Annotated in this window: 24 protein-coding genes and 1 other RNA gene; 8 read left to right on the plus strand and 17 right to left on the minus strand. The window is 50.3% G+C overall.

The window, feature by feature from the left end; translation table 11 throughout:
* The first annotated feature begins 20 nt into the window (after positions 1 to 20).
* A complete protein-coding gene (locus LOZ86_RS20150) occupies positions 21 to 674 on the plus strand; it encodes a TetR/AcrR family transcriptional regulator (protein WP_230242685.1) in 654 nt (217 codons plus the stop codon).
* A 74-nt stretch (positions 675 to 748) separates the two neighbouring features.
* Here the strand turns inward: LOZ86_RS20150 and LOZ86_RS20155 are convergent, their stop codons facing one another.
* From LOZ86_RS20155 to LOZ86_RS20180, 6 genes are all read right to left on the minus strand, one after another.
* A complete protein-coding gene (locus LOZ86_RS20155) occupies positions 749 to 1720 on the minus strand; it encodes a quinone oxidoreductase family protein (RefSeq protein ID WP_039482210.1) in 972 nt (323 codons plus the stop codon).
* A 65-nt stretch (positions 1721 to 1785) separates the two neighbouring features.
* Complete coding sequence (locus LOZ86_RS20160; protein WP_207783030.1) at positions 1786 to 2163, minus strand: MBL fold metallo-hydrolase; 378 nt, start codon at positions 2161 to 2163, stop codon at positions 1786 to 1788.
* On the minus strand, positions 2126 to 2911 hold the full coding sequence (locus LOZ86_RS20165) for an MBL fold metallo-hydrolase (RefSeq protein ID WP_207783029.1): 786 nt from the start codon (positions 2909 to 2911) through the stop codon (positions 2126 to 2128). Before LOZ86_RS20165 ends, LOZ86_RS20160 begins: the two co-directional genes overlap by 38 nt.
* Positions 2912 to 3026: 115 nt before the next feature.
* Positions 3027 to 3749, minus strand: coding sequence for a dihydrofolate reductase family protein (locus LOZ86_RS20170; RefSeq protein ID WP_222850893.1), 723 nt, complete (start codon positions 3747 to 3749; stop codon positions 3027 to 3029).
* 31 nt (positions 3750 to 3780) lie between these two features.
* A complete protein-coding gene (locus tag LOZ86_RS20175; RefSeq protein WP_052012033.1) occupies positions 3781 to 5001 on the minus strand; it encodes an MFS transporter in 1221 nt (406 codons plus the stop codon).
* 372 nt (positions 5002 to 5373) lie between these two features.
* On the minus strand, positions 5374 to 5625 hold the full coding sequence (locus LOZ86_RS20180) for a YdgH/BhsA/McbA-like domain containing protein (RefSeq protein ID WP_039482212.1): 252 nt from the start codon (positions 5623 to 5625) through the stop codon (positions 5374 to 5376).
* Positions 5626 to 6296: 671 nt separating this feature from the next.
* Between LOZ86_RS20180 and LOZ86_RS20185 the strand changes: the two genes are divergently transcribed.
* Both LOZ86_RS20185 and LOZ86_RS20190 read left to right on the plus strand, forming a co-directional pair.
* Entirely contained in the window at positions 6297 to 7196 is a 900-nt protein-coding gene (locus tag LOZ86_RS20185; protein WP_039482215.1) for an AraC family transcriptional regulator, read from the plus strand.
* Positions 7197 to 7338: 142 nt separating this feature from the next.
* Positions 7339 to 8223 carry a LysR family transcriptional regulator gene (locus tag LOZ86_RS20190; protein WP_095993479.1) on the plus strand — a complete coding sequence of 295 codons (885 nt, stop codon included), beginning with the start codon at positions 7339 to 7341 and terminating at the stop codon, positions 8221 to 8223.
* 84 nt (positions 8224 to 8307) lie between these two features.
* Here LOZ86_RS20190 and LOZ86_RS20195 read toward each other — a convergent pair whose 3' ends face one another.
* The 3 genes from LOZ86_RS20195 to LOZ86_RS20205 form a co-directional block, all read right to left on the minus strand.
* Positions 8308 to 9027: an NADPH-dependent F420 reductase gene (locus tag LOZ86_RS20195; protein WP_230242687.1), complete on the minus strand. Its 720-nt coding sequence runs from the start codon at positions 9025 to 9027 to the stop codon at positions 8308 to 8310.
* A gap of 69 nt (positions 9028 to 9096) precedes the next feature.
* Entirely contained in the window at positions 9097 to 9543 is a 447-nt protein-coding gene (locus LOZ86_RS20200; protein ID WP_039482223.1) for a hypothetical protein, read from the minus strand.
* Positions 9544 to 9894: 351 nt separating this feature from the next.
* On the minus strand, positions 9895 to 11028 hold the full coding sequence (locus LOZ86_RS20205) for an alpha/beta hydrolase (protein WP_039482226.1): 1134 nt from the start codon (positions 11026 to 11028) through the stop codon (positions 9895 to 9897).
* A 633-nt stretch (positions 11029 to 11661) separates the two neighbouring features.
* Here LOZ86_RS20205 and LOZ86_RS20210 point away from each other — a divergent pair.
* Positions 11662 to 12177, plus strand: coding sequence for a YbhB/YbcL family Raf kinase inhibitor-like protein (locus LOZ86_RS20210; RefSeq protein WP_106389052.1), 516 nt, complete (start codon positions 11662 to 11664; stop codon positions 12175 to 12177).
* A 540-nt stretch (positions 12178 to 12717) separates the two neighbouring features.
* Positions 12718 to 13728 (plus strand): alpha/beta hydrolase, encoded by a 1011-nt coding sequence (locus LOZ86_RS20215; protein ID WP_230242688.1) that lies wholly within the window; start codon positions 12718 to 12720, stop codon positions 13726 to 13728.
* 211 nt (positions 13729 to 13939) lie between these two features.
* Here LOZ86_RS20215 and parE read toward each other — a convergent pair whose 3' ends face one another.
* The 5 genes from parE to nudF form a co-directional block, all read right to left on the minus strand.
* Positions 13940 to 15835 carry a DNA topoisomerase IV subunit B gene (gene parE, locus LOZ86_RS20220; RefSeq protein ID WP_039482235.1) on the minus strand — a complete coding sequence of 632 codons (1896 nt, stop codon included), beginning with the start codon at positions 15833 to 15835 and terminating at the stop codon, positions 13940 to 13942.
* 86 nt (positions 15836 to 15921) lie between these two features.
* Entirely contained in the window at positions 15922 to 16503 is a 582-nt protein-coding gene (yqiA, locus tag LOZ86_RS20225; RefSeq protein ID WP_039482239.1) for an esterase YqiA, read from the minus strand.
* Positions 16503 to 17330 (minus strand): 3',5'-cyclic-AMP phosphodiesterase, encoded by an 828-nt coding sequence (gene cpdA, locus LOZ86_RS20230; protein ID WP_039482241.1) that lies wholly within the window; start codon positions 17328 to 17330, stop codon positions 16503 to 16505. The genes yqiA and cpdA overlap by 1 nt, the downstream gene beginning before the upstream one ends.
* A gap of 231 nt (positions 17331 to 17561) precedes the next feature.
* Positions 17562 to 17993, minus strand: a complete 432-nt coding sequence (locus LOZ86_RS20235; protein WP_039482244.1) for a DUF1249 family protein — start codon at positions 17991 to 17993, stop codon at positions 17562 to 17564.
* A 4-nt stretch (positions 17994 to 17997) separates the two neighbouring features.
* Complete coding sequence (nudF, locus tag LOZ86_RS20240; RefSeq protein WP_039482247.1) at positions 17998 to 18630, minus strand: ADP-ribose diphosphatase; 633 nt, start codon at positions 18628 to 18630, stop codon at positions 17998 to 18000.
* 336 nt (positions 18631 to 18966) lie between these two features.
* Between nudF and tolC the strand changes: the two genes are divergently transcribed.
* The 3 genes from tolC (at position 18967) to LOZ86_RS20255 (ending at position 22477) form a co-directional block, all read left to right on the plus strand.
* Complete coding sequence (gene tolC / locus LOZ86_RS20245; protein WP_161546700.1) at positions 18967 to 20361, plus strand: outer membrane channel protein TolC; 1395 nt, start codon at positions 18967 to 18969, stop codon at positions 20359 to 20361.
* Between the two features lie 269 nt (positions 20362 to 20630).
* Entirely contained in the window at positions 20631 to 21305 is a 675-nt protein-coding gene (locus LOZ86_RS20250; protein ID WP_230242690.1) for a DUF1190 family protein, read from the plus strand.
* Positions 21306 to 21316: 11 nt separating this feature from the next.
* On the plus strand, positions 21317 to 22477 hold the full coding sequence (locus tag LOZ86_RS20255) for a glutathionylspermidine synthase family protein (RefSeq protein WP_039482257.1): 1161 nt from the start codon (positions 21317 to 21319) through the stop codon (positions 22475 to 22477).
* A 185-nt stretch (positions 22478 to 22662) separates the two neighbouring features.
* Here LOZ86_RS20255 and ygiD read toward each other — a convergent pair whose 3' ends face one another.
* The 3 genes from ygiD to rsmI all read right to left on the minus strand — a co-directional run bounded on the left by ygiD (position 22663) and on the right by rsmI (position 24991).
* Positions 22663 to 23448, minus strand: coding sequence for a 4,5-DOPA-extradiol-dioxygenase (gene ygiD, locus LOZ86_RS20260; RefSeq protein WP_039482260.1), 786 nt, complete (start codon positions 23446 to 23448; stop codon positions 22663 to 22665).
* 251 nt (positions 23449 to 23699) lie between these two features.
* Positions 23700 to 24078, minus strand: an RNA gene (gene rnpB, locus LOZ86_RS20265) — RNase P RNA component class A.
* Positions 24079 to 24103: 25 nt separating this feature from the next.
* Positions 24104 to 24991, minus strand: coding sequence for a 16S rRNA (cytidine(1402)-2'-O)-methyltransferase (gene rsmI / locus LOZ86_RS20270; protein WP_230242692.1), 888 nt, complete (start codon positions 24989 to 24991; stop codon positions 24104 to 24106).
* Between the last annotated feature and the right edge of the window lie 34 nt (positions 24992 to 25025).

The raw sequence follows: 25025 nt of genomic DNA on the forward strand, positions 1-25025 counted from the left end.
ATCCATTTATGTAACGAACGATGCAGAATTCATTTACTCCTAAAAACGTAGCAACGGAACGTCCTGCCAAAGGGCGACCACGGGCGTTCGATCGCGAAAAAGCGCTGGAAAAGGCAACACACCTTTTCTGGCACAAGGGCTTTTCAGCTACCTCGATGTCCGATCTCACTGCCGCCATGGGAATCGGATCGCCCAGCCTGTATGCCGCGTTTGGGTCGAAAGAGGAGCTGTACGCCGAAGCACTTCGCTACTATGCCGAACACTACGGCCCGCGCGTTTGGGCGGGTTTCGAGAGCGCCCAGACGGCTCGTGATGCCGTTCAGGCCTACCTGATGGATTCAGCCGCAGCGCTTACCGGAGCAAACACTTCAGACGATCCTCCCGGCTGTATGCTGGTGCTGTCCGCCGTCGGCGAAGAGGGAAATTCTACCCTTGGCGCTATCGTGCGGGACGCGCGCGCGCAGGCGCTGAAAAAGCTAGAAGTACGCTTTGCACAAGCCGTGTCTGAGGGGGAATTGGACGCCGCGCTAAACGTTAACGGGCTGGCGCGTTATGTTCTCGCGATACAGGGCGGAATGGTGCTGCAATCACGCGATGGCACCAGCCGTTCGGAACTTGAGAATATCGTTCAATACGCCCTGTCAGGATGGTATGCGCAGACCACGAAAGGTTGAAAAACTGAACAGTGGCGGTTGAAAATGTCACGCCTTAGCCTGTTTCAGGCTAAGGACGATGACTCATCAATGCATTACGGAATGAGTACCATGGTTCGTGTGGCAGAACGAGATTCAAGCTGGCGGTGCGCTTCTTCTGCGCTTTCCAGTGGCAGTTCCAACGGGGGCTCGATTTTAACGCCGCCGGATGCCATTACCTCAAACAGTGCGCGGCTCATAGCAATCACATCCTCACGTTCATGTAGGTACTGAGTTAGCCTCGGCCATGTGGCATAAAGTGACCCTTTTTCAGCCAGAATGCGGATATCAAAAGGGGGAATCGCGCCAGATGCCATTCCGTAGCTAACGAAGTATCCAAACGGGCGCAGGCAGTCAAGAGAACCGGGGAAGGTTGCCTTGCCGACGCCGTCATAGACGACATCACAGCCTTTACCGCCGGTAATATCCTTCACTCTCTCGACGAAATTCTCTTCGTTATAATTGATAACGTGGTCGCATCCGTTACGTCGGGCGATAGCGGCTTTTTCAGCCGTGCCCACCGTGCCGATGACGGTAGCACCGAGCTGTTTAACCCACTGACTCAGAATGGAGCCCACGCCACCCGCTACGGCATGAATCATAACGGTCTGCCCCGGTTTCACCCTGAACGCTCTGTGGCTCAAAAAGTGGGCGGTCAGCCCTTTGAGCATCGACGCCGCCGCCGTGACATAACTCACTGAATCAGGCAGATGAACGACAAAATGTTCAGGAACGATGCTCATCTCTGCGTAGGCACCGAGGGTTTCTACATAGGCAATGCGGTCGCCGGGTTTAAAGTCGGTCACGCCAACACCGACGTCAACGATTTCACCTGCTGCCTCTTTTCCTGGTACAAAAGGGAATGAGGCTGGCGGGAATACGCCGCTTCGGGAATAGATATCCGTAAAATTGACCCCCACCGCCCTATTTCTGACGAGAATTTCGCCAGCCCCCGGTTTACCCAAACTCATATTCTCTGGAGTAAGAACGTCGGGGCCGCCAGTTTGATGTATGCATATCGCTTTCATTAATTCCTCCTTTTCTCTTTTAGCAAAAGTAATAGGAGCGTGAAGCACGCCCCTTGGTTAGCGAATTAATTAATCCCTTCCCACCAGGCACCGAATTTCTGCTGTGTATTATCAAGCTCAATCGGCTCACCGATTTTTGGCGTCAGAAGCTGATAATTTTTTCCTTTGCTGACCGCAGTAATACGCTTGAAGGGATCGTCCCAAGGGTGACTTGCAAGCGCAAAGCGCCCGACGTGAGCAGGAAGCAGAGATTTCGTATTTAATTCGAGGGCAACGCGCGAGGCTTCTTCTGGAGTCATGTGAATATACGGCCACAGTGGATCATATTGCCCCATATCGAGAGCAACCAGATCAAAGTGTTTAAAGCGAGCCGCGATGTCCTGATAGTGAGGACCATATCCGCTATCACCACTTAACAGTGGTGCGCTTGCTGCCGGATTCAATCACATACCCTGTCCACAGTGTTTTATTGGCTGTCAGCGCTCGACCAGAATAGTGACGAGCTGGGATTGAATAAAATGTCAGTTCAGATTGAGTGTTGAGCGCATCATTCCAGTCCAACTCATAAATATTTGCCTCTGAATATCCCCAACGAACAAAATCCTGGCCGACGCCCAGTCCAGTAATCACGCGGTCTACCTTGCTTTTAAGCTGGCTGATCGTTGGGTAATCGAGGTGATCATAGTGGTCATGCGTAATGAGCAGATAATCAATATCCGGCATATCCTCGACACTGTAGAGCGTTGTTCCCGTGAATGCCGCACCACCCAATGCAACCGGAGAGGCCCGTTCACTGAAGACCGGATCCACCAGCATGCGCTTGCCGTCTAACTGAATGAAATAAGACGAATGCCCCAACCAGATGACCGTGTCCGTATTTCTATTGAGATTTTTCAGATCCGTTTTCACAACGGGCAATGGTGTTTCTGGAGCAAGCCGAGATGTTTTGGCAAACAGATAGCTAATATTAACGGTAAGGAAATTATTTCCTTCTGAAAACATCGGCGTATTGATCTGATTTCTAAACTCACCATTAACATAATTGGCTGATTTTTCAATTCGCTCAAGGCGGGCGCCTTCGGGTTGCTCACCAAAAACCGGAGTTCTGAGGAAGAAAAACACCGATATCGTAATGATCAGAACTAACAGAATAATTACGGAAATTAATTTTCTTTTTTTAATAACCATCATATTTACAACCTACAGAGATAAAGGAAAGGTAATAATAAAATGCCTGACTCGGTAAACAGGCCCACCGATTAACTCACGGTGAGCCTTCGGAAAAATCATGAAAAATGGATCGGTTTTATTCTCTTTCGAATGCATAACGAAGCCATACGATGCCCTCATCCAGTATTTCACTGGACAGTAGGCGTAAAGAAACGCCTTTTGCTGGCTTTTCACCTTCTTCACCAAGGTAGTGAAAAATACTTGGCGCACTCGCCAATCCATCAATCCCCGGATAAATAAGCAGACTCAGTTCATCAATCAGTCCTGCTTTAAGGAAAGTACCATTGGTCATTCCACCGCCTTCAAGCAGGAGGGTCTCAATGCCGAAATCTTTATTCAGCGTTTCCATTGCCTGATGGAGATCCGCCCCATCATCTCCGGCAAAAAGATAGGAAACGCCTTCTTCACGTAGCTCAGATAGATAAGAATCAGAGACATTATTGCTGAGCACTGCGACGAAATGCTCATCACCACGATGTGATTTACCGTAATGCAGTTTGCCGTGTGGGTCGATGGCAACGGCGATACTGCGGCCATTGCGGTGACCAATGAACGTATGGCGCATATCCGTTGCAGCCGGGTAAGCTATTCCGCGTTTCCCTTTTGCCATCGGCTCCATACTCTTGCGGCCAACCACCCATCCTTGCGCCTCCAAACGAGAGGCGACGGTTTCATAGGTTGAGCTGACAATATTACGATCTGTCCCTTTTGCGGGTGCTGTCCATCGCTCGACCTGTAATCGGCCATCGACTGAACTGATCATATGGCAAATAATTTTAGGTCTCATACGGGTGTGCATATCTTTAAACTCCTGACGCTAAATCCAGACATTATTTATATTCAACGACCGATATATTCATTTTCACGCTGTTATTTTTTGTCAGCCACGCAAAATAAGCAGAGCCAAGCAGTAAAATCAGGCCGAATGCGAAAGGGCTCCACCACCCCACCGAATCGAAAAGCACACCGCCCAGACCGGCACCTAATGTGATGGCGGCCTGAATCACGGCCACCATCAGGCCACCACCTGCCTCTGCATCATGAGGGAGTACCTTACTCAACCACAGCCCCCAGACGATAGGCATCGGTGTGGCAATCAATCCCCACAGAGCAAGGAAGATGCTGACAGCCATAAATGAGGTTCCCATTTCGATCAGCAGCCCAGCAATAACGGCCATGAACAACGGAATGGCAATCAGATACGCAAAGAGTCGGCGTTGCAGTAAATGTCCAATAAACCAGGTGCCAATCAGCCCAAATCCACCGAGTGCCAATAACAGCAACGATAACTGTGTGACAGAAATCTGCGTAATCTCCTCCAGAAACGGTCGAAGATAGGTGAACACCGCAAACTGCCCCATAAAGAAGAACATAATGCCCGTCATGCCCAGCGACACCTGTGGAATACGCAGAAGGCGAAAGGGGTTAACCGATACGTTGTTATCTTTATTACCCGGCATAGAGGGAATACTGCGCCACTGCCAGATAAACGCGATTACGGCCAGAGGGACGACAATAAAAAACGACCCACGCCAGCCAATGTACTGACCGAGGAAACTTCCGAGCGGTGCCGCTATCGTCGCAGCCAAGGCATTTCCGCCGTTAATCAACGCGAGCCCCTTTGCCACAGCATGAGTGGGAACAAGGCGCATTACCGTCGCCGTAGACATCGACCAGAATCCCCCAATCGCCACGCCCAGCAACGCTCGTCCCGACATAAACATCACGCCATTCGACGCAAACGTGACAATCAAACCTGAGAGAGTAAGAAGGAAGGTAAAGCCGATCAGCACTTTTTTACGATCCAGATGACCGGTCAACGGGGTATTCAGCAGGCTCGTAATAACGGCAAAGAAACCGGAAACAGAAATAGCCTGACCCGCCTGTCCCTGGCTAATCGCCAGATCCTGAGCGATCGGCGTAAGGAGGCTGACGGGCATAAATTCAGAGGCGATAAGTACAACCACGCCCAGCGCCATTGAAAACACTGCCCCCCATGCTGGGTGATGAGTTGGCCTGCCTGATGTTGTTGTCTTATTTAATGCATTCATTACGTCGTTCCATTTTCAAACTATGTGCAAATAGTAATTGACCAAGCGAGCGTTGATTAGATAAGGCAATTTCCATGTGCTTGTGAAAAAAATTCAGCAATACGAAAAAGCCAGATATCGAGCGAGTAATCACATCACGCACCTGTCGCCAGAGGCATGCTTGCCTCTCTATGGATAACGGATTGCTGCACGTTGGGGGGATAATGAGGGGAGGAAGGAAAACGCAATTCGGATGATTTCTACTCGTAAAAGATAAAAAGTCAGCCCGGTTTTTATTGCCGGACGACTTTTTAAAATTACGACATCAGTAATGTCATGCATATATTTTTTTCCTTGCCAGGAAAATGGGGCGTATACGTTATATTGCGACTTTTATTTATAAATCTTTGCAGTACCGGTGAGAAAGTCATTACCGCTGATAGAGACGACTTTAAATGACTTCGCTCCCAGTCTTCCCGCTTTTTCCTGTAGTAATTGCGTTACATCATCAACCGATGATCCACCCGCTACGCGGATAAGCGTATGATTTTCATTATGGTTCACAGTAGACACTTCCTGTGCAGCCAGAACGCTGCCAGAGAAAGGCAGGATGAAAAGCGCAGTCAGAATCATTTTCTTAAACATAAAAATTACCTCATAAAGTAGGGAAGGGAATGAACTATATTGCGAGAGGTAATTTATCAAGCACGCTTTCTCTGATAAACAGGGTTTTAATAAATGGGCTTTTGAGAAAATTTCATTAATCGTTATGCCAAAAATCTGAACAGCACAATCTTGAATCCTATCGGCGTAAATTAGGCTTATTTTTGTCAGCATTCCACAATAATGATTAATGAATTGTCAGGAATATAAAGTTATGTAAAGCACCACGATAGATAAAAACCTGAATGATGTAAAGAACGCTGTGATGTAAAAAAAACAGAACCACGCCCAACGTCTTATAATAAAAACCATGCATAAAAAAAGGCCGCATAAGCGGCCAAAGAGACACAGTTGTGGGTATGAATAAGAGGGAAAACGCTTACTATGATGATTGCTCTTTCAAAGCGCGGGCCTTATGAGAAACCCACCACTTTATTTCAGGACAGCATGCACAGTAACGGGCACAGTAAAATCATTTCGATCCCCTACAGATACGTACAAGCCACATTGACTATAATCTAACGATTAAAGATTTTCAGATAACACATTACTCTGGAATTCTTGCCTGATTGTATGAATTGTTGATGGGTAGAATAGGCGGGTCAACTTGGGCGGAGTATTATGATGGCTGATGAGAGGGAGGAAAATAGGCTATGTCAGAGAAACCCGAAATAATGCGATGCGATGATCTTGCAGAGATCATCAGTAGATATTTGGCCGAGGAAGGCGATATCGACACTGGCATCGCGGAATTGTCCTTGTTTCGCCGCAATATCCCTGAACAGCCGTCATTCTGTATGGTAGAACCGAGCATCATACTTGTCGTGCAGGGGACGAAGCAGATTATTGCGGGCGGCGATACCTACCGATATGACCCTTCGCGCTTCCTTCTGACATCGCTGGATCTTCCCGCTACCTCGCAGGCAATAACGGCGAGCCCAGACGTCCCTTGTCTTGGCCTGATGCTCAAACTGGATATGCAGATGATTTCTGAAATTATCTGGGTCAATGGCGATCTCATCACCAAAAGGAGTCAGACGCCTAAAGGGATCGAAACGGGCCTGGTAACGCCTACCCTCCTTGATTCATTCCGCCGCCTGCTTGCGCTGCTTGATGAACCAGAGGCGATTCCTGTTCTCGCCCCTTTACTGAAAAAGGAAATTCATTACCGGCTGATTAAAAGCGATCAGGCGCAAAGGCTGTGTGAAATAGCGTCTATTGAATCACATGGGTATCGCATCGCTAAAGCCATTGACTGGATGAAACTGAATTATACCAGCGCAATAAAAATCGATGAGCTTGCCGCCAAAGCCCAGATGAGCCGACCCAGCTTTCACCACCACTTTAAGCAACTGACCTCGATGAGCCCCATTCAGTACCAGAAATGGCTCAGGCTTAATGAAGCGAAGCGTTTGATGTTAAATGAGCGCCTTGATGCCGCCACCACATCCTACCGTGTCGGTTACGAAAGCCCGTCTCAGTTCAGCCGTGAGTACAATCGGTTATTTGGCTCACCCCCCAAAAAGGACATTAATAGCCTCAAGGGTAAATAAGCCAGGGTGAAATGCATTTGTCAGCCCTGATCGTTTTTCTTTAGTAATGGGGTCAAACGTGCTGGCCAACTAAGGGATTTTTATCACTTTGGGTAAGGCTTGTTTATTTGTGAAAAATATTCGGTGATGAGGTTTCATAAGCATGAATGACATTCTGGCCTTCCTTGCAGTCGCAAAAGAACAAAGTTTTACCCGTGCTGCTACCCGGCTCGGCGTCAGCCCTTCAGCACTCAGCCATACCATCCGTAATCTGGAAGAGAGGCTTGGGGTACGTTTACTGACCCGCACCACCCGTAATGTGGCCCCGACTGAAGCAGGGGAACGGCTAATGACATCCGTAGGGCCGCTCTTTGACCAAATCGGGGCGGAAATAGAGAAAATTGGCGAACTGAGAGATAAGCCAGCAGGAACGATTAAAATCACCTGTTCTGATGATGCTGCCGAACAAATTCTACGTGCGGCGCTGCCCGCTTTTTTTGAAGAATATCCTGATATCAATGTGGAAATCAGCATTGATTATGGCTTCACAAATATTGTCGAGCAGCGTTTTGATGCGGGGATTCGAATGGGGGAATCCGTCAGCAGGGATATGATTGCAGTAAGGCTGGGCCCAGACTGGCGACTGTCCGTTATCGGTTCACCCGCCTATTTCAAAAAGAACCCTGTCCCCATTCACCCTCACGATTTAACCACGCACAAATGCATCAATATACGCCATTCGTTTGGCGGCAGTCTTTATGCCTGGGAGTTTGAAAAAGAGGGGCGGAGTATGGCCGTCCGGGTAAACGGGCAACTGACCGCTAACAGCAATATTCATATCCTGAACGGTGCGCTTGATGGGATCGGCCTTGCCTATATTCCCGATTTTATGGCTCAGCCTTACATTGAAGATGGCCGCCTCATTGAAGTCCTGACAGACTGGTGCCCTTATTTTTCCGGCTTCCATCTCTACTATCCCAATCGGCGCAATGCTTCCCCTGCATTCTCGGCCTTTGTGGCTGCGATAAGATACAAGGGAAAGAAATAAGCCATGGTATGTGGCCGATACCGTCATTCAAACGGAACGGTCGGCCATTTCCTCTTTGGCGCTCTGGCACCGAGAGATAGCGAATTAGCGTGCAGGTAAATTCAACATCTTACGCAGCGTTGCTTCATCCGTGTCTGCCTCATCGATAGGCGTGCCATCTTCAAAGACGCGTGAAGATGCCAGGTTACCCGTAATGACCGGAGCACTTCCCGCATCGCGTACCAGTTGTGCGGCAACATCCAGTGCTTCGGTATCATCACTCGCAATCGGGATCGCGAGCGTCGTGCGGCGACCGTTTGCCGAAGCATCAATTGCCGTCGCATTCACCGCACTGAAAGCACGAACTAAACGTACACCGGGAAGCAGCCGTGCAGAAGTCGCCCCCACCCCCTCCCGACTCGCCGCCCTCATCAAATCCCCCTCGCGGAACGCCGTTGGGTTACTCGCATCGAGCACAATTTTTCCGCGGAGCTCTTCCTGCAAATCCCGACCAATACCCGGCAGCGCCGAGTAAGGCAGAGCAACCAGGATAACGTCTCCGAAGCTTGCCGCCTCTTTTGGCGTACCGACTGAAGCCCGTGGGCCAAGGGCTTCAGTCATAGAACGCAACTCTTCTGGATGGCGACTGGCGAACATCACTTCATGTCCAGACTTCACCCATGCACGGCCGACTGCGCCCCCCAAGCTTCCTGAACCGATTACGCCGATACGAATTTTTTGCGTTTCTGCAAAAGCGCTAATCGTCGTCAATGATGCGACAACCATCACCGCTGTGCACAACACGGCGCGTATAGAAAATTTCATCGTTTTTTCCTTCTAGAAAAGTATTTCGATTAACTGACGTATGCCATTCATACCGTCATCGGATTACTGCTACGTATTCACCGGAGGCGAACTTTCTGTCATCGAGACGCCTGTGGCAGAGCGTTCCTGCGCTTTTTCCTGTTGAACATGTGCCCGGCCAACCCAAACCTGATGCGCCTCTGAACTACTCGTCATAAGGACGATAAAAATAACTAAATTTGCGGCAAAAAATCGATACGCGATCGCAATAAAGCGTTCTCTCGAATAGCGCCGTACGATATATCCATAAATAGGGCTAACGAGCAGCATAACAATCAAGGTGCCAGTAAACAGCCAGGGTAGATTACTGACGCCACCGGTCACCCCCAATTCATCCCGAATAGGCCGTAAGACATAGTAAGCGAGAAATAAAGCAATGATATAAATAAGCGACCAGCCTACTAAAGATGCTTCTTCAGGCCTTATGCCCGTTAGCCGTTGCAAAGGGCCTGGAATAACTTGCCTCTCTTTATACATTTTCTCTTAAACCCTCGTAAATCTTGCGCCTAACTATCGATGGATAATCGTCATGAAAGCCGCAGAAGTACGGCCTGGTGTTTTTATATTGATGGATGAATTGATCTATAACTAGTGGGTGAATTTTTAATGAGTTTGTGAGAAAAACTCAGCAATCTCTCATACAGGGAAAAGGGGAATCCGCGATTAAAAAATTATCCCTTGGTTTGTCTGAAAACTATGCGCGATAAATTTTTAAGGCACTCTGATATACTAAAAAAAATATGCTGAATGACGACGTCACATTGGTGGAAAAAAGAAAAGGTCATCTGGCAGATTGCAGAATGTGCATCCAGATGACCTTTATTGGCCTTATTTCAGATTCTTGCTAAAGAAGTCAGTGATCTTATCAAACGGGATCTTGTCCATGCGGTCGTAAAGATCGACATGGTTAGCATCCTTGATAATCACAAGCTCTTTCGGCTCAGCTGCGGCTTTATAAGCGTCTTCAGTGAAATAGCGAGAGTGTGCTTTATCACCAACAATAAACAGAATTGGACGCGGCGAAATTTCTTTGATGTACGTGAGCAGCGGCATATTCATGAACGCCATCGGGCTGGTGCCGGTGAATGCGCCCGAAGAGGCCACTGAGTTCTTATGGAAGCCACGCGGCGTGCGGTAGTATTCGAAGAATTCTTCGGTGACCGGATTCGGGTTTGCCGGCAACGTCTCTGGAAGGATTCGTTTGGCGATCTCGACATTGCCGTTCGCATCAACATAGAAGTCGTGAGCACCTGGAGCTGGCGTACCACGCTCGGCGTCCGTCCAGCGCTGCTCGCTCAGACGGGTCAGGATCTTAGTCCGGTTCTCCAGCGACAGACTGTCTTCAAAACCCTTACCCATCAGGCGCGACATGTCGTACATGGTGGCGGTGACGACCGCTTTAACACGCTTGTCGACAGCCACGGCATTGAGGGCCATACCACCGAAGCCGCAGATACCAATGACGCCGATGCGGTTGCGATCAACCGCAGGGTGCAGGCCAAGGTAGTCCACTGCGGCCATGAAGTCCTCGGTATTGATCTCAGGGGACGCCACGTTACGAGGTTCACCACTGCTCTCACCCGTATAGGACGGATCAAATGCGAGGGTAACAAAGCCACGCTCAGCCATAGTTTGTGCGTACAGACCAGAAGATTGTTCTTTAACCGCGCCAAAAGGGCCGCTCACGGCAATCGCAGCAAATTTTTTGTTACCACGATTTTTCGGGAGATACAGATCGGCGGCCAGAGTAATGCCGTAGCGATTCTTGAAAGTGACTTTCTGATGGTCGACCTTCGTGCTCTGCGGGAAGGTTTTATCCCATTCTTGGGTCAGTTGTATGGTTTGTCCCTTGTCATTAGCAGGATTACTTTCTGCCAAAGCGGGATGCGCACTGACAAACATCGCGGTACAGGCCATGATGGCACCGCGAATAAATTGTTTGCGAGAAAGCAGATGGCTCATTGAATCTACTCCTTAATTTATATGTTAAAAATCGAGCAACGACAGTGCATTTTTCAGAATCAATCGCCCTACTTCCTGAAGGAGAATATCGCGATGCCAAAAAACGCCTATTGCTTGGTATATTCACAACAGGTATTGACCGAGCGACAATGTTTCGTCTTGGTCGGATTAAAGAAAATAAAACGTTTCATGCCACGTGCCTTCGTCATTAACTACAAATCACGTAACAGCTATTCCCCTAACGCCCCTTCTTGTAAGAAATAACTGAGGGTATAGAGAAAGTGATTACGGGTAAGAGGGAAAAACCCAAATGGATTTACCTTACCCATCGACATTCTTCCCTATCTGTCCTCAGCATCGATATACAAATTATCTCGATTTATTGCCTTATAATCTGAGAGTGTAGATTTTTGGGAAGTAAAAATAGCGCGTTTCAGATTTAGACAATCAGGCAAGTATTCAAGGGAATTGTGTTATTCCATCGTCGAGTGATGGCCTGATGATAGGCAAGGTTACCTGTGCCTATCTGCCACCTGTAAGCAGTCACCGTCTTGCTCGGGGGGAGAAGAAATCATTCAACTTTTTAGGGGAGTAAATATAGTGATAAAGCGTTCTCTACTTTTGTCATTGCTTATGGCTTCAACCGTCGTACATGCTCAGGAATTTCAGGTTAAGAGTAATGATATAAAACAAGGAGAGGAGATAGGGAATACTTTTATTCAAAACGGATCCGGCTGTTTTGGAAAAGATATATCACCTCAACTCTCCTGGTCAGGAGAGCCCGCAGAGACGAAAAGCTTTGCGATTACGGTGTATGACCCTGACGCCCCAACGGGGAGTGGATGGTGGCATTGGACGATGGTGAATATCCCTAAAAATGTCCACAGCCTCGAAAGAGATGCAGGAAACAGAAATGGAAAAAATATTCCTGCCGGTGCCGTTCAGGGGCGTACCGATTTTGGTAGTCCTGGCTATGGTGGTCCTTGCCCTCCAGCAGGAGACAAAACACACAGCTACCACTTCAAAGTCTGGGCGCTTAAGGTCGATAAACTGCCAATTGATGAACAATCCAGTGGTGCATTGGTTGGTTATATGTTGAATACGAACAAGTTAGCCGAAGCAGAATTAGTCGCTCATTCAACGCGATAAGAGAATGGATGACTATGCGCAGCGGATGACATCTACCATACGCTGCGCGTACCGTTATTCAGCGAGTAGCATCAACATCACGTTAAATTCCCTCTCATAAAATATTTATAAATCAAATACATTACCAACCTAGCGATGATTTAATTTTTCACTCTCTGAAAAATGATTACTGAATTTAATTCAGTGGCCTTTCAAATGAGGGCGCATTTATCACCATATTCTTTTCGGGTAGCATTTCTCTCATGGCATGACTTATCTAAAAGATAGGTAGAGAACCAGAAATATTATTTCCCCCACAAGGAACGTTTTCAATAAATAACCCAATGGCGCAGAGACGCTGACCGGAAAACCGATTTATATAATCTATCGGAAAACAATAACGGGTAATAAACAACATCGAAAGCAATTCAATAAGCTTTGGGATTTATTGCAAAAATAGGTCAATCCACGTCTGTAGAATAATCTGGATTAGAGCTTCAGGTTATAGGGATTCCTGACATATTTGCGCAAACTCAACCTTTAAACGAAGCAGGTGAAATTATGCAATTAACGCAAGAATGGGATAAAACCTTTCCTAAAAGTGATAACGTTGACCATGAAAAAGTCACGTTCAGAAACCGCTATGGGATTACCCTTGCCGCGGACCTTTATCAGCCAAAAGATCGCAACAAAGCGAAGCTTCCCGCCATTGTATTCAGCGGGCCTTTCGGTGCGGTTAAAGAACAAGCCTCTGGTTTGTATGCGCAGACGCTTGCCGAACGTGGATTCGTTACGCTGGCGTTTGACCCTTCTTTCACGGGCGAAAGCGCTGGCAATGTAAGAGATACGGCATCACCGGAGATTTTTACAGAAGATTTCAGTGCCGCTGTCGATTTCATTGGCCTTCTGCCTTCCGTTGACCGTAACCGCATCGGTGCTATGGCAATCTGTGGTCTCAGTGGTATGGCGATTACCGCAGCATCCAGCGACTCTCGCATCAAGGCCGTCGCCACGGCGTCCATGTACGATATGTCACGCAGCATGAGCCGTAGCTATCGTGACAGTTACACACCTGAGCAACGTAATAAGGTCATTGACTACATTAGCCAGCAGCGTTGGGTTGATGCGGAAAATGGCACCTTTTCCCGTGGTTACCACGAGGTTCCCTTCGATGCTAATGGCGATATTATTACGAGCGAGCGCCTTTTTCCCGAGAGCCTTCCACAGGATGCTAACCCGATTGTCGTCAGTTTTTACGACTACTACTGTAAGCCACGCGGTTTTCACTCTCGCTCAATTAACTCTACTACCGCGTGGACCGCGACCACACCGATGCCTTTCTTTAGTTTCCCGCTAATGGGAAATATTGACAGGGTAGCCCCCCGACCTGTGATGCTGGTCGCTGGCGAAAACGCGCACTCGCTGTATTACTCAGAGGATGTTTACCAGGCGGCCAGTCATCCCAAGGAATTGGTTATTGTGCCAAATGCAGATCATGTTGATTTGTATGACAATACAGACAAAATTCCTTTCGACCGTCTTGAGACGTTTTTCAAAGATAACTTGAAGTAGCGCAATGGCAGGCCTCAGACAAGCTCCGGTCAGAGGTCTGCATCTCATAAGTACCAACCGTCGTAGCCAGATGAACGACAACAATACCCGTTATCTTCCCGTAGATAGCAGAATGTAGGCACAGGCATGGATTTGAGGCGGGGCGGGAAATTGTTTTCCCACCACCGAATTACATGGTGGGAAAACGAGAGTTTTCGCTATTGAGCGGCGGTTAGACCTCGATCTCTGCCTTATCGCCCTTCTCTTGCAGCCAGTTGCGGCGATCTTCAGAACGCTTCTTCGCTAGCAGCATATCCATCATCGCCATCGTCTGATCCATATCTTCTTCACTGATGGTCAACTGCACCAGACGGCGAGTGTTAGGATCCAGCGTGGTTTCACGCAGCTGTAGCGGGTTCATTTCACCCAGACCTTTAAAGCGCTGCACGTTCGGCTTACCTCTCTTGCGCTTAAGCTGCTCCAGCACGCCCGCTTTTTCCTCTTCGTCCAGAGCGTAGTAAACCTCTTTGCCCAGATCGATACGGTACAGCGGCGGCATGGCGACATAAACGTGCCCGCCCTGAACCAGCGCCCGGAAATGGCGGACAAACAGCGCGCACAGCAGCGTCGCAATGTGCAGACCATCGGAGTCCGCATCCGCCAGAATACAGATCTTGCCGTAACGCAGTTGGCTGAGATCGGCGCTGTCAGGATCGATACCGATCGCGACTGAAATATCGTGTACTTCCTGCGACGCCAGCACCTCATCGGAGGAGACTTCCCAGGTATTCAGGATCTTACCTTTCAGCGGCATGATCGCCTGAAATTCACGCTCGCGCGCCTGCTTCGCCGATCCGCCCGCCGAATCCCCTTCCACCAGGAACAGTTCCGTCCGGTTGAGATCCTGCGAGGTACAATCGGCCAGTTTGCCAGGCAACGCCGGCCCGCTGGTCAGCTTTTTACGCACCACTTTTTTGGCGGCACGCATACGGCGCTGCGCGCTGGAAATCGCTAACTCGGCCAGCTGTTCCGCTGCCTGCACGTTCTGGTTCAGCCACAGGCTGAAGGCATCTTTCACGACGCCGGACACAAACGCGGCGCACTGACGAGAAGAGAGGCGTTCTTTCGTCTGCCCGGCAAACTGCGGTTCCTGCATTTTGACCGACAGCACGTAAGCACAGCGTTCCCAGATGTCATCCGCACTCAGCTTCACGCCGCGCGGCAGAATATTGCGGAATTCGCAGAATTCACGCATCGCATCCAGCAACCCCTGACGCAGGCCGTTAACGTGTGTCCCGCCCATTGGCGTTGGGATGAGGTTAACGTAGCTTTCCGTCAGCAGCTCACCGCCTTCCGGCAGCCAGAGCAGCGCCCAGTCCACGGCTTCAGTATCGCCAGTAATCGACCCCAGAAACGGTTTTTCCGGCAGCGTGATCAGGCCATTTATCGCCTCGCACAGGTAGTCATTCAGGCCATCCTGATAGCACCAGCGCTGCTCGGTGTTGTTAACTTTATCTTTGAAGATGATTTCCACACCGGGACATAAGACCGCTTTGGCCTTCAGCAGGTGCGTCAAACGAGATACGGAAAAACGAGGGCTGTCGAAGAACTTCTCATCCGGCCAGAAATGCACGCGCGTTCCGGTATTACGACGTCCACAGGTGCCGGTTACAGTCAGTTCCTGCACTTTGTCGCCGTTTTCAAACGCGATGTCATGCACCTGACCATCGCGCTTCACGGTGACTTCAACACGGGTAGACAGGGCGTTCACCACGGAAATCCCTACGCCGTGCAAGCCGCCTGAGAACTGGTAGTTTTTACCGGAAAACTTGCCGCCTGCGTGCAGACGACACAGGATCAGCTCAACGGCGGGTACGCCTTCTTCCGGGTGGATATCCACCGGCATCCCACGACCGTCATCAATCACTTCCAGCGACTGATCGGCGTGTAGAATCACATCAATTCGGCGTGCATGGCCCGCCAGCGCTTCATCAACGCTGTTATCTATGACCTCTTGTCCCAGATGGTTAGGACGCGTGGTATCGGTGTACATTCCCGGACGACGGCGCACCGGTTCCAGTCCGCTGAGTACTTCAATCGCATCAGCGTTATAACTTGATTGAGCCATAGTTTGCGTTAATTCTTTGAGTTCAGTGAATGGTGTTTAACGAACCGCTTTCGGCGATTCGTTTTTCAATGCCTATGTGTGGCGATTCAGTCTGTCGTGAGCCCTAAAAAATTCACAATCGGTGTGAAAAAGCGCTCAAATCCGACAAAGGCATGATTGCCCTCTGACTCCACAGTTTGACGGCAGGCCGTGTAATACGCGACTGCCTGACGATAGTCCAGAACCTCATCCCCTGTCTGCAACAGCAGCCAGAGCAAATCCGGCGATTCCAGTCGGTCAACCTGCATGACCTTCAGATCGTAAACGTGCCGAGACTCTAGCACATATTGTTCACCGGTGTAGGGGTTCTGATATTCGCCGAGATGGTCCAGCAACAGTTCAAACGGCTTCACCGCTGGGTTCACCACCACGGCTGGCAGCATAAAACACTGGGATAGCCAGGTGGCATAATAACCACCGAGGGAAGAGCCAACAATGCCCACCGGACGACCGGCCCGCTCCATAATCAGCGATTCCATCATCTCAGCCGCCTCCGACGGATACGGTGGGATCTGTGGAATCACCATGTCAATTTCAGGGTGCCGCTCTGCCAGCCACGTTTGCAGAGCCGTCGCTTTCGCCGACTGTGGCGTACTGTTGAAGCCGTGCAGATAAAGAAGCGTTGGCATTAGTAACCGTCCGAATCCATGTCAGGCAGGAATTCGCTGCCTGAGAGACGATAGACCTCGGTTTCCAGACGGCCATCCGGCAGCAGGTCCAGATAGCGCCAGCCCGGTGCCACGTCATCAATAGTGAAGTTAGTGCAGTGCGGTTTGAACTGTACGCAGGTCGACGGCGTGGCCAGCAAGCGGCGACCATGCCAGTCAAAATCCATCTCCTGATGAATATGACCACACAGCACGGTGTTCACCTGTGGATAGCGCTCCAGTACCGTAGACAGATTATGCGCGTTACGCAGGCTGTGCTGATCGAGCCAGGTACAGCCGGAAGGATGCGGATGATGGTGCAGCAGCAACAGCGTAAAACGTTCAGGCTGACTTTTCAGGCTACGCTCCAGCCATTCAAGCTGGTATTCGCTCAATTCACCGTGTGGGACGCCAAATACCTGGCTGTCCAATAAAATGATCTGCCACTTGTCGCCCAGCAGCACATGCTTGGACGGCGCAATACCGGCGTCAGCCAGCGCATCAACCATCGCCGGTTGGAAATCGTGGTTACCGGGAAGCCATACGCAAGGTGCAGGGATCTGCGCAATTCCGCGCGAGAAATGATGATAGGCTTGCAGCGTGTGATCCTGTGCCAAATCGCCCGTCGCAACGATCAAATCAAACGTATCCTGCCGAGCCTTGATGGCATTCAGCACAGCGTGATAGCTACGATAGGTGTTGATACCCAGCAAGGTTTCATGCTCGCCCGCAAAAAGATGGGTATCTGTTATTTGTAAAATCCTGACTCTGGCGCCACTCGCCACAGGCAGTGTCAACAGGCTTTCCAAATGGTGTCCTTGGTTACGTAAATCTGTCTCTACCCGTCATCTTTCAAATTGCAGAATATACCCCTCGTACTTCAAGCTGCATGTGCGTTGGCTTTCCTCGCTCACCCCAGTCACTTACTTGTGTAAGCTCCCGGGGATTCACTGTGTCGCTGCCTTCCTGCAACTCGAATTATTTAAGGTATACGTTGGTTTCCCTTATGGCTCGACTGCCACCGCCCTGCGTCTTGAAATCTATTGGGTATCAAAAACCGGTATCGACATCGAACCATACGCCAAACAATACTTTAGCCAATCAGCAAGAAACTGATTAATTTGATGCTTTTCGTCACGTTGATGTAACTTCTTATTAGGATAATCATAACGTGCTTTGAAGCGAAAGATCTGCTGGCTGGCACACACTTCCGCAACCAACGCATCATGATACAACCTAACGCTCATCATTGGCAGGCTCCAGTAGCTGACAGTGGGCGCTGTCTGCTTAATTTCCACCAATGAGGTATAGCGAGTAGATTCAAGAATCGTCAGTTGATAGACCGCATTATTGACGTGATAAACCGCGATTTCGCCGACTTCATCATTTTTTGGCAGCAAACGCCGCAATTGCATGAAGTTGGTTTCACATAGCCTCATCATGGCTGGGAAATCCGGAGTATAACGTTTCATAAATTCAATCCACCCACTCACGTTTCAGTTCTTCATGGTGCAATGCCAACCATTGCAAGGCAATGACAGATGCGGCGTTATCAACAATCCCTTCTTCAACCCATTGATAACTTTGTTGACGGCTCACCACGTGTACGCGGATATCTTCATTTTCTTCCGCCAGGCCGTGAATCCCTTTCGCCGTGCGGGTATCCACTTCACCCACCATCACCGCCAGACGTTCGCTGGTGCCGCCGGGGCTGGCAAGATAGTTGATTATCGGTCGGCAGCGGCCAACCCTTAATCCGGCTTCTTCCTCTGCTTCGCGCCGCGCCACCTCTTCGTGGCTTTCTCCTGGCTCAATCATGCCAGCCACCAGCTCAAACAGCCAGGGAGAAGCGCTGGTGTCATAGGCAGCGATACGAATTTGTTCTATTAATACCACTTCATCACGCACCGGATCGTAAGGCAGCAACACTACGGCATGACCGCGTTCTAAAATCTCGCGGCTGACTTCACCGCTCATGCCGCCATTAAACAGGCGATGACGGAAACGGTAACGCTCCAGCGAAAAAAAACCATCGTACAACGTTTCACGTGCAATAATTTCTACATCATCTTTGGTGAAAGTAACCGGACCGGATACGGAAGACGCCATGGCTGCACTCCTGTAACAAGTATTAATGGAATCCGGTATTGTATGGCGGAATCCGCTGTCATTATACTCATCATTGTTTTTGAACGTTTATTAGGCGCGACGTCAGCGAAGTGGGGTTATATCCGTCCATCGCATCACTTTTCGGTATCTGACTGAATAGCAAAACGTCGCACTGAATCATCCAACGGGTCAATTTACCTGACCATTTGGACATATTCCGCTGAAAGATGGCACGTTCAGCTACCTTATCCTATTGGCAGATTCTGATAGAATCGACAATTATTCGTCTACAGACAGCGCTACCATAGCGAGATTGCTGCACAACAAGGAATGCAAATGAAGAAATTGCTCCCTCTTCTTATTGGTCTGAGCCTGGGCGGTTTTAGCGCCATGAGTCAGGCGGAAAACCTGTTACAAGTCTACCAGCAGGCAAAAAGTACCAACCCTGATTTACGCAGCTCTGCGGCAACCCGCGACGCCGCGTTTGAAAAAATCAACGAATCACGTAGCCCGTTACTGCCTCAGCTCGGTTTAGGCGCTGACTATACCTATAACAAAGGCTACCGTGACAACAAAGACGTCAACAGCAACGCCAAGAGTGCCTCACTGCAATTGACTCAGACCTTGTTCGACATGTCCAAATGGCGTGCGCTGACGTTGCAGGAAAAACAAGCGGGTATTGAAGACGTTACCTATCAGACCGCTCAGCAAAACCTGATGCTGAACACGGCAACCGCCTATTTCAACGTCCTGCGTGCTATTGACTCGCTGTCCTACATCAATGCACAGAAGCAGGCAATTTATCGCCAGTTGGATCAAACGACACAGCGCTTCAACGTCGGTCTGGTTGCGATTACCGACGTCCAGAACGCCCGTTCACAGTATGACAGCGTGCTGGCAAACGAAGTGCTGGCTCGTAATACGCTGGATAACGCGCTGGAATCGCTGCGTCAGATTACCGGCAACTTCTACCCACAGCTGGCCGGTCTGAACATCGAACGCTTCTCTACCCAGAAACCTGAAGCGGTTAACAACCTGCTGAAAGAAGCCGAAAACCGCAACCTGAACCTGTTATCCGCACGTTTGAGCCAGGATTTGGCACGTGAGCAGATTCGCTCCGCCGAAACAGGCTATATGCCGACGTTGGATCTCACGGCATCGACGGGCGTGACTGATACCCGCTATTCCGGCTCACGGACGAATAACAGCAACTCGTTTAACGATTCAGACGCCGGGCAACACCGAGTGGGAATCAACTTCACTCTGCCGCTTTACAGCGGTGGTGCCACCAACTCTCAGGTGAAGCAGGCACAGCACAGCTATGTCAGCTCCAGTGAACTGCTGGAAAGCGCACACCGTTCTGTTATCCAGATAGTACGTTCATCGTTTAACAATATTTCTGCGTCCATCAGCAGCATCAACGCTTACAAACAGGCAGAAGTGTCTGCACAAAGCTCTCTGGATGCAATGGAAGCCGGTTATCAGGTAGGAACACGCACCATCGTTGACGTGCTGAATGCCACCACCACGCTGTATAACGCCAAACAGCAGCTCTCTAGCGCTCGTTATGATTACCTGATCAATCAGTTAAACATTAAGTCCGCGCAAGGCACGCTGAGCGAAACCGATCTGCAAGCGCTGAATGCGTCACTGGGTCAACCGGTTTCAACCACGCCAGCCGTAACCGACAACACCGCTCCGCAGGCCACTACCGCCTCGGCGCAGCGTTAATCGGTAGCTGCGTTTACAAACATCAGATACAGGGGAACCACGGTTCCCCTTTTTATACCCGCACTTTTTCCACAAAATAACGCGATAGCACCAGAACACTGAAACCGCCTTCTTTCGCTATAAAGCGAAACGTTGCACAACAGAATGTATAGCAACGTAAAGACACCTTCAGTTACGCCTATTGCCGCTTTAAATTCAAGCAACGTTCCCCTATTCTTAGGCACACTTATTTGTTATTAGCCGTGATGCTTTGCTCTGGGATAAACACGATGAAACGTACAAAAAATATTAATCAGGAAACGTTCCGCAAGGAATGGCGAACGCACCGTCTGGCACCTGTTGCTTTGGCCGTCAGCGCCGTATTTTTCCTCGCGAGCTGCGAACAAACCGATGAAACCGTCTCCCTCTACCAAAATGCGGATGATTGTTCGTCAGCTAACCCGTCAATGGCTGCCCAGTGCACCACTGCATACAATAATGCGTTAAAAGAAGCAGAAAAAACGGCACCAAAATATGCGACAAAAGAAGACTGCGTAGCGGAATTTGGCGAAGCGCAGTGTACCCAAACGCCAGCACCAGCACAGGCCGGTATGGCAGCAGAATCTCAGCAGGGCGGCGGTATGTCCTGGATGCCATTGATGGCCGGTTACATGAGGGGCCGAATGATGGGTGGCGGTGCTGGTTTCGCACAGCAGCCGCTGTTCAGTCCAAAAACGCCAGCCAGCCCAGCAAATAGCCAGTTCGTTGATTCCACCGGTAAAAACTACGGCAACGCGACAACAGGCCGCACGATGACCGTGCCTAAAACTGCACTGGCACCGAAGCCTGCAACCACCTCGACCATCACGCGTGGTGGCTTTGGTGAAACCGTCGCGAAGCAAAACAGCATGCAGCGCAGTAGCGCCAGTTCAAGTTCCAGCTCTTCCCGTAGCATGGGCGGCTGAGGACGTATTAGATGAAGCGGATAGATATTACAGCGCGTCCTGACTGGCAGGAAAAAGCCACCGAGTTTGGTTTTCGTTTCCACACCATGTACGGCGAACCCTACTGGAGCGAAGAGGCTTACTACCAGTTCACGCTTGCCCAGATCGAAGAGCTAGAAGAAGCCACAGCAGAACTGCACCAGATGTGTCTGCAAGTAGTAGAAAAAGTCGTCAACAGCGACGTGCTGCTCGCCAAATTCCGTATTCCCAAACACACCTGGGAATTCGTCAGACATTCATGGCGCACCAATCAGCCTTCGTTGTATTCACGCCTCGATCTGGCGTATGACGGTAAATCCCCAGCCAAGCTGCTGGAAAACAATGCGGATACGCCGACGTCGCTGTACGAAGCAGCCTTTTTCCAATGGCTCTGGCTGGAAGATCAAATCAACGCCGGCAATTTGCCGCAGAATTCAGACCAGTACAACAGCATTCAGGAAAAGCTGATCGAACGCTTTGAAGAGCTAAAGCTCAATCACGGCTTCGGTTTGTTGCACTTCGCCTGCTGTCAGGATACGGAAGAAGATCGCGGTACGGTACAATACCTTCAGGATTGCGCGCTGGAAGCCGGTCTGCCGAGCGAGTTTTTGTACATTGAGGAAATCGGCCTCGGTGAGAAAGGCCAGTTTACCGATCCTGAAAATCAGGTAATTAGTAATCTGTTCAAGCTGTATCCGTGGGAGTTCATGCTGCGCGAAGTGTTTTCCACCAAGCTGGAAGATGCGGGCGTGCGCTGGTTGGAACCAGCCTGGAAAAGCATCATTTCTAATAAAGCACTGCTGCCGATGCTGTGGGAAATGTTCCCAAATCACCCCAACCTGCTTCCTGCCTATTTCGCAGAAGATGAACATCCTGAGCTGGACAGCTACGTCATTAAGCCGCTGTTTTCACGCGAAGGGGCGAACATCCAGATCGTCGAAAATGGCAAAGAGATTGCGTCAGCCGACGGCCCTTACGGCGAAGAAGGCATGATCGTCCAGCAATACCATCAACTGCCGAAATTCGGCGACAGCTATACGCTGATTGGTAGCTGGCTGGTGAACGATCAACCTTGTGGTATCGGCGTACGTGAAGATCGCGCCCTGATCACTCAGGATCTCTCGCGCTTCTATCCGCATACCATTCTGGATTAAGCAGTAAAATATACTCTAAATAATTCGAGTTACATGGCGGCGGCAAGCAAAGGCATCCCGATGAGCTTACTCAGGTAAGTGATTTGGGTGACGAAGCGCAGCCAACATACATGTAGCTTGAAGTATGACGAGTATATAAGGCACGGTGAAAACCGTGCCTCATCATTTCTGCTGCAAAAAGCGGATTACCCCACCTGCACCGACAGCATACTCAGCGATCCCATTTCAAGCCCATCGACCGGAATACTGATTGCCTCTTTGCCGTCCCAGCTTCCCAGCACATAGAGCAACGGGAAATAGTGATCGGGCGTCGGGTTGGATAATGCGGCACCTTCGTGTTGCATAAAATTAACCAGCGGATGATCGTCTCCCTGATAAGCCAGGTTATCACGCACAAATTGATTGAATGAAACAGCCCACGGATACGGCTCCGCGTTGCCGTCCCATTTCACCATCCGCAGGTTATGCACGACGTTACCACTGGCCACAATCATGAAACCTTCATCACGCAGGGCTGCCAGTTTGCGCCCTAATTCGTAGTGGTACGCGGCAGGCTGCGTACCGTCCACACTCAGTTGCACAACGGGAATATCCGCATCGGGATACATCTTGATCAGCACGCCCCAAGAGCCGTGATCCAAACCCCATTGGCTTTGATCGGCAGTAACAGGATACGGCACCAGCACCTGCTGGATTCTCGCCGCCAACTCAGGCGAACCGGGTGCCGGATACTGGGTATCAAACAGCGCCTGCGGGAAACCACCAAAGTCATGGATGGTGCGTGGGTTTTCCATCGCCGTCACGGCCGTGCCCCGGGTATACCAGTGGGCGGAAACCGCGATAATCGCCTTCGGACGCGGCAGCGTCTCACCCAGCGTTTGCCATGCCTGAGTATACACATTGCTTTCCAACACGTTCATCGGGCTACCGTGGCCGAGGAACAATGCAGGCATCCGGGAAGTGTTGTTCATAGTCATATCCTCTGAAAGATGTCAGCGAGCGTGCAGTCACACGCGATGGCCTTACTTTACGCGCTTTATGACACAGAAAAAGTCAGAGTTATGTGATGGAGAACATCAATTAATTTGAAAGTTATGGCATACATGGCAGGATGAAGGAAAAAGCCTCCCGCCGAAGCGGCGGTTTCATAATGAAGAACGTTGACCGTTAAGCCGCTTTCTTTCATAAAAAGCAAAACCCCGCCGAAGCGGGGTTTTATGATGAAGGGAGTTGACCGTTAAGCCGGGTTCTGTCGTGGACAGTCATTCATCTAGGCCAGCAATCACTCACTGGCTCAAGCAGCCTACCCGGGTTCAGTACGGGCCGTACCATGTGAACCCCTATTTGGCCTTGCTCCGGGTGGAGTTTACCGTGCCACGAACTGTTGCCAGTCGCGCGGTGCGCTCTTACCGCACCCTTTCACCCTTACCTGATCCCACTTGCGCGGGCCATCGGCGGTTTGCTCTCTGTTGCACTAGTCGTAGGCTTGCGCCTCCCAGGCGTTACCTGGCACCCTGCCCTATGGAGCCCGGACTTTCCTCCCCTCCACCTGTCTCCCCCGAAAGGGACGGCAGTGAAGCGGCGACTGTCTGGTCAACTCCGGCGCGGATGATAGGGCAAATCGCCCTACTTGTCATCCTCCGATTCACCGCTATCACCTTCTTGCTCCAGCCCAGAGCGGTAAAGCGCATTTTTCTTCACGCCGTGAATCTCTGCTGCCAGCGCCGCCGCTTTCTTCAGCGGTAGCTCGGCACGCAATAGCGTCAGCGTGCGCAGCGCTTCCGCCGACAGTACGCTGTCATCAACCTGATGCCCTTCCACAATCAGCACCATTTCCCCTTTGCGCCGATTTTCATCTTCTTTCACCCAGGCCAGCAGTTCGCCTACGGGCGCACCGTGAATCGATTCCCAGGTTTTGGTGATTTCGCGCGCTAACACCACGTAGCGCCCAGCGCCCAGCACCTCGCTGATATCCTGCAGGCTGTCCAAAAGACGATGTGTAGATTCGTAGAAAATCAGCGTGCGGGTTTCTTCCCCTAGCTCACGCAGCTTATCTTTGCGCCCTTTGGTTTTGGCGGGCAGAAAACCTTCATAGCAAAAACGGTCAGACGGCAGACCGGACGCGGAGAGCGCCGCTATCGCCGCGCAAGCGCCCGGCAGCGGTACCACGCGAACGCCCGCTTCACGGCAGCGTCGAACCAAATGGTAGCCAGGGTCGTTAATCAGCGGCGTGCCCGCATCTGAAACCAGCGCGATGCTTTGTCCTGACTGCAATTTAGCCAGCAACACATCCGCTTTTTGTTGTTCGTTGTGATCGTGTAATGCGAACAGTCGCGCATTAATCGCAAAATGTTGTAACAGCAGACCGGTATGGCGGGTATCCTCTGCGGCGATCAGATCAACGCTCGCCAATACCGCCAGCGCACGCTGCGTGATGTCGCCCAGATTGCCGATTGGCGTGGGGACAATGTAGAGGGTAGATGCAGAAATGTCTGCTTGTTGGTCTTGATTCATTGTTTCATCCGGGTTGCCGATTTAATATTGAGCA

Source organism: Pectobacterium parvum, assembly GCF_020971565.1.
GTDB lineage: Bacteria > Pseudomonadota > Gammaproteobacteria > Enterobacterales > Enterobacteriaceae > Pectobacterium > Pectobacterium polare.

Excerpts from the sequence above, each read along its gene's own strand:
- LOZ86_RS20175 (WP_052012033.1), bottom strand. The coding sequence starts at position 5,001 with ATGAATGCATTAAATAAGACAACAACATCAGGCAGGCCAACTCATCAC.
- LOZ86_RS20180 (WP_039482212.1), bottom strand. The coding sequence starts at position 5,625 with ATGTTTAAGAAAATGATTCTGACTGCGCTTTTCATCCTGCCTTTCTCT.
- LOZ86_RS20195 (WP_230242687.1), bottom strand. The coding sequence starts at position 9,027 with ATGAAATTTTCTATACGCGCCGTGTTGTGCACAGCGGTGATGGTTGTC.
- tolC (WP_161546700.1), top strand. The coding sequence starts at position 18,967 with ATGAAGAAATTGCTCCCTCTTCTTATTGGTCTGAGCCTGGGCGGTTTT.
- LOZ86_RS20210 (WP_106389052.1), top strand. The coding sequence starts at position 11,662 with ATGGCTTCAACCGTCGTACATGCTCAGGAATTTCAGGTTAAGAGTAAT.
- LOZ86_RS20255 (WP_039482257.1), top strand. The coding sequence starts at position 21,317 with ATGAAGCGGATAGATATTACAGCGCGTCCTGACTGGCAGGAAAAAGCC.
- rsmI (WP_230242692.1), bottom strand. The coding sequence starts at position 24,991 with ATGAATCAAGACCAACAAGCAGACATTTCTGCATCTACCCTCTACATT.
- LOZ86_RS20200 (WP_039482223.1), bottom strand. The coding sequence starts at position 9,543 with ATGTATAAAGAGAGGCAAGTTATTCCAGGCCCTTTGCAACGGCTAACG.
- LOZ86_RS20165 (WP_207783029.1), bottom strand. The coding sequence starts at position 2,911 with ATGATGGTTATTAAAAAAAGAAAATTAATTTCCGTAATTATTCTGTTA.
- LOZ86_RS20155 (WP_039482210.1), bottom strand. The coding sequence starts at position 1,720 with ATGAAAGCGATATGCATACATCAAACTGGCGGCCCCGACGTTCTTACT.
- LOZ86_RS20185 (WP_039482215.1), top strand. The coding sequence starts at position 6,297 with ATGTCAGAGAAACCCGAAATAATGCGATGCGATGATCTTGCAGAGATC.
- ygiD (WP_039482260.1), bottom strand. The coding sequence starts at position 23,448 with ATGAACAACACTTCCCGGATGCCTGCATTGTTCCTCGGCCACGGTAGC.
- LOZ86_RS20215 (WP_230242688.1), top strand. The coding sequence starts at position 12,718 with ATGCAATTAACGCAAGAATGGGATAAAACCTTTCCTAAAAGTGATAAC.
- nudF (WP_039482247.1), bottom strand. The coding sequence starts at position 18,630 with ATGGCGTCTTCCGTATCCGGTCCGGTTACTTTCACCAAAGATGATGTA.
- LOZ86_RS20235 (WP_039482244.1), bottom strand. The coding sequence starts at position 17,993 with ATGAAACGTTATACTCCGGATTTCCCAGCCATGATGAGGCTATGTGAA.
- LOZ86_RS20205 (WP_039482226.1), bottom strand. The coding sequence starts at position 11,028 with ATGAGCCATCTGCTTTCTCGCAAACAATTTATTCGCGGTGCCATCATG.
- yqiA (WP_039482239.1), bottom strand. The coding sequence starts at position 16,503 with ATGCCAACGCTTCTTTATCTGCACGGCTTCAACAGTACGCCACAGTCG.
- LOZ86_RS20170 (WP_222850893.1), bottom strand. The coding sequence starts at position 3,749 with ATGCACACCCGTATGAGACCTAAAATTATTTGCCATATGATCAGTTCA.
- LOZ86_RS20150 (WP_230242685.1), top strand. The coding sequence starts at position 21 with ATGCAGAATTCATTTACTCCTAAAAACGTAGCAACGGAACGTCCTGCC.
- LOZ86_RS20190 (WP_095993479.1), top strand. The coding sequence starts at position 7,339 with ATGAATGACATTCTGGCCTTCCTTGCAGTCGCAAAAGAACAAAGTTTT.
- parE (WP_039482235.1), bottom strand. The coding sequence starts at position 15,835 with ATGGCTCAATCAAGTTATAACGCTGATGCGATTGAAGTACTCAGCGGA.
- LOZ86_RS20250 (WP_230242690.1), top strand. The coding sequence starts at position 20,631 with ATGAAACGTACAAAAAATATTAATCAGGAAACGTTCCGCAAGGAATGG.